Source organism: Terrabacter sp. P5_B1, from assembly GCF_056400505.1.
On sequence record NZ_JBFULD010000428.1, the window covers coordinates 1 to 2980 of the forward strand.

Here is a 2980-nt window from a genome sequence, read left to right on the forward strand (position 1 = left end):
CGGCCTTGGCGCTCGGCGGCAGGGCACCGATCTCGCGGTTGGCCAGGGCGAGCGGGCTCTTCTCCCCCTGGTGCGCGATGCGCACGGCCTTGAGGTCGTCGAGGGACGCGGCTGCGGCGATCGCCGTGAGCGCCTCCTGCACCGCTGCGTCGACGTTCGCCGGGTCGAGCGCGGAGACCTCGACCGGGTCGTAGTTCGTGTTGGGTCCGGACATCGGCGTGCGTTCGCTGCTCTCGCTCGGTTCTGCGTGGCTGTCGTGCGGTTGCCCAGTCTAGGGGCGGCTGCGAATCGGTCCGTCGAGCGTCCCGGGGGCGCAGGTCAGCCGTCGAGCGTCCCGGGGGCGCAGGTCAGCCGTCGACGACGGACGGCAGACCGGCCGGCAGGGTCACGACGAAGCGCGCCCCGCCCCGATCGCCGTCGGTGACGAGCACCGAGCCGCGGTGGGCCTCGACGAGGCCCCGGACGACGTAGAGGCCCAGACCGGTGCTCGCGTTGGAGGGTCCGTGCCAGAAGCGGCCGAAGATCTTCTCGCGGTCGGACGGGGGTATGCCGTCCCCCTCGTCGTCGACCTCCACGACGACCGACTCGGGAGAGTCACCGAGCGCGCCACCGCGGTCGAGCGTCACCGTGACCTTGCCGGCGCCGTGCAGCAGGCCGTTCTCGATGAGGTTGAAGAAGATCTGCTCGAGCCGGTCGGTGTCGGCCCACATCTGCGGCAGGCCCTGCTCTCGGGCCCGCTCCCCCAGGCGCAGCTCGACGGTGCCGGTGGAGCGGCCCAGCTCGTAGCGGACGACGTGCGTCGTGAGCAGGGCCTGGAGGTCGACCGGCCCGAGCCGGAGGTTGAGGCTGTCCGAGTCGAGCCGCGAGATGTCGAGCAGCTCGGTGATCAAGCGCGTCAGGCGGGTCGCGTCGGACTCGATCGTCTCGATCATGAGGCGCTTCTGCTCGTCGCTGAAGCGGTCCCAGCGCCGGAGCAGGCTGCTCGTGAAACCGGTGACCGATGTCAGCGGGGCCCGCAGCTCGTGCGCCACCGTCGAGAGCACCGAGGCCTGGTCGCGCTCGGCGCGCTGTCGGGCCTCGGCATCACGCAGACCGAGGACGACCCGCTCGACGGTGTGGGCACCGTCGGACCGGACGTAGCGGGCGGTGACGAGGACGTCATGCCCCTTGGGCGCCACCAGGAGCTTCTCGCGGTGACCGGGGCGGCTCGCGAGACCGTTCCACGGGTCGGTGTGCGCCCACCAGTCGCGACCGTACTTGTCGGTGAGCGGGAGCCCTTCGTACAGGCCCAGGCCCACGACGTCGGACGCGTCGCAGTCGAGGATGCGCAGGGCCTCCGCGTTCGCGAAGTCGATCCGGCGGTCACGCCCGACCACGACGAGACCGTCGGGCAGCTCGCCCAGGAGGGCGACGGGGTCGGTCGCCGACGCCGAACCGGGCCATCGTGCACCGGTTCCGTCGACAGAGGTCATGGACGGAGGATAGCCACCGGAGCCCGTCGAGCGCTGTCAGCGGCCCGTGCGGTGGGCCTCCGCCGAGGCGTAGAGACAGATCGTCGCCGCCATGGCGAGGTTGAGGGACTCGGCGTGACCGTGGATGGGGACCCGGACCACGTCGTCGCAGGCGGCACGAACCTCCAGTGGGAGACCCCAGGCCTCGTTGCCCATCACCCAGGCGTGCGCCCCGGTGAGGTCGGCGTCAGGCAGCAGCGTGGTGCCGGCGCCGTCGGCCGCCAGCAGCCGCACCCCTCGCTCACGCAGTGCCTGGAGGATCTCCGGCACGCTGGAGCCGACCGCGAGCGGCACGTGCCACAGCGACCCGACCGTCGAGCGGACGACCTTGCTGTTGTAGACGTCGACGCTCGCGTCGCTGACGATGACCGCGTCGGCGCCCGCCGCGTCGGCGCCCCGGATGACCGTGCCGGCGTTACCCGGGTCGCGGACGTTCGTCAGGACGCACACGAGCGCGTCGGTCGGTAGGTCCGCGAGGRCGTCGGGCAGCGGGAGGTCGAGCATCCGGCACACGGCCGCGACGCCCTGCGGCGCCTCGGTGTCGCTCATGGCGGCCAGCACCTCGGGCGTCACCTCGCGCACCCAGACGTCGGCCTCGCGGGCGGCCGTGACGATCGCCGCGTGACGCTCGGCAGCCTCGGCGGTGACGTAGACGTCGCGGACGAGGTCGGGCCGGAAGGCGACCGCCTCACGGACGGCCTGGGGCCCTTCCGCGAGGAACTCACCGGTGCGCGCACGCACCGAGCGCCGGGACAGCGACCGCACTGCCTTGACCCGATCGGATCGGGGGTTGGTCAGCACGGGCGTCGTCCCGGCGCTCGAGGTGTCGTCTTGAGGGCGGACGTCGCTCAGGCGGCGTCGCCCGCGACCTTCGCCGCCGCCTGCGCGGGGACGTTGGCGCGGGAGAGCTCGACGAGCGTGGCGAAGGCCGGCGCGTCGTTGACGGCGAGGTCCGCGAGGATCTTGCGGTCGACCTCGACGCCAGCGGCCTTGAGGCCCTGCATGAACCGGTTGTAGGTCATGCCGTTGGCGCGTGCCGCAGCGTTGATGCGCTGGATCCAGAGGCGACGGAAGTCGCCCTTCTTGGCGCGACGGTCACGGTAGGCGTAGCCCAGCGAGTGGGTGACCTGCTCCTTGGCCTTGCGGTACAGACGCGAACGCTGACCGCGGTAACCGCTGGCGCGCTCGAGAACGACGCGACGCTTCTTCTGGGCGTTGACCGCCCGCTTCACGCGTGCCACGTGAATACTCCTTCTCTGCTTGACGCAGTGCTTGCTGCTGCTGGCCTACCGGGGTCCCGGCTGCTCAGCGAAGTGCTGATGGGTGGGGGTCCCGGCTCACTTGCCGAGGAGCTTCTTGGCCTTCTTGGCATCCGGCTTGGCGAGCTCGACGTCGTTCGCGATGGAACGCATCTTCTTGCTCGACTTGTGCTCGAGCAGGTGGCGACCGCCGGCCTGCTCGCGCATGAC

At 71.4% G+C, this 2980-nt stretch carries 4 protein-coding genes and 1 pseudogene; all 5 read right to left on the reverse strand.

The features are described from left to right. A pseudogene (locus tag AC1DP0_RS20355) lies at positions 1-214 on the reverse strand (phenylalanine--tRNA ligase subunit alpha); the annotation flags it as partial. Positions 215-347: 133 nt separating this feature from the next. After that, complete coding sequence (locus AC1DP0_RS20360) at positions 348-1472, reverse strand: sensor histidine kinase (protein ID WP_478088113.1); 1125 nt, start codon at positions 1470-1472, stop codon at positions 348-350. A 36-nt stretch (positions 1473-1508) separates the two neighbouring features. Beyond that, entirely contained in the window at positions 1509-2312 is an 804-nt protein-coding gene (locus AC1DP0_RS20365; RefSeq protein ID WP_478088115.1) for a TrmH family RNA methyltransferase, read from the reverse strand. Positions 2313-2359: 47 nt separating this feature from the next. Beyond that, a complete protein-coding gene (gene rplT, locus AC1DP0_RS20370) occupies positions 2360-2752 on the reverse strand; it encodes a 50S ribosomal protein L20 (protein WP_345508599.1) in 393 nt (130 codons plus the stop codon). Positions 2753-2848: 96 nt separating this feature from the next. Then, the coding region (locus tag AC1DP0_RS20375) for a 50S ribosomal protein L35 (RefSeq protein WP_478088117.1) at positions 2849-2980 on the reverse strand (132 nt) is incomplete at its 5' end.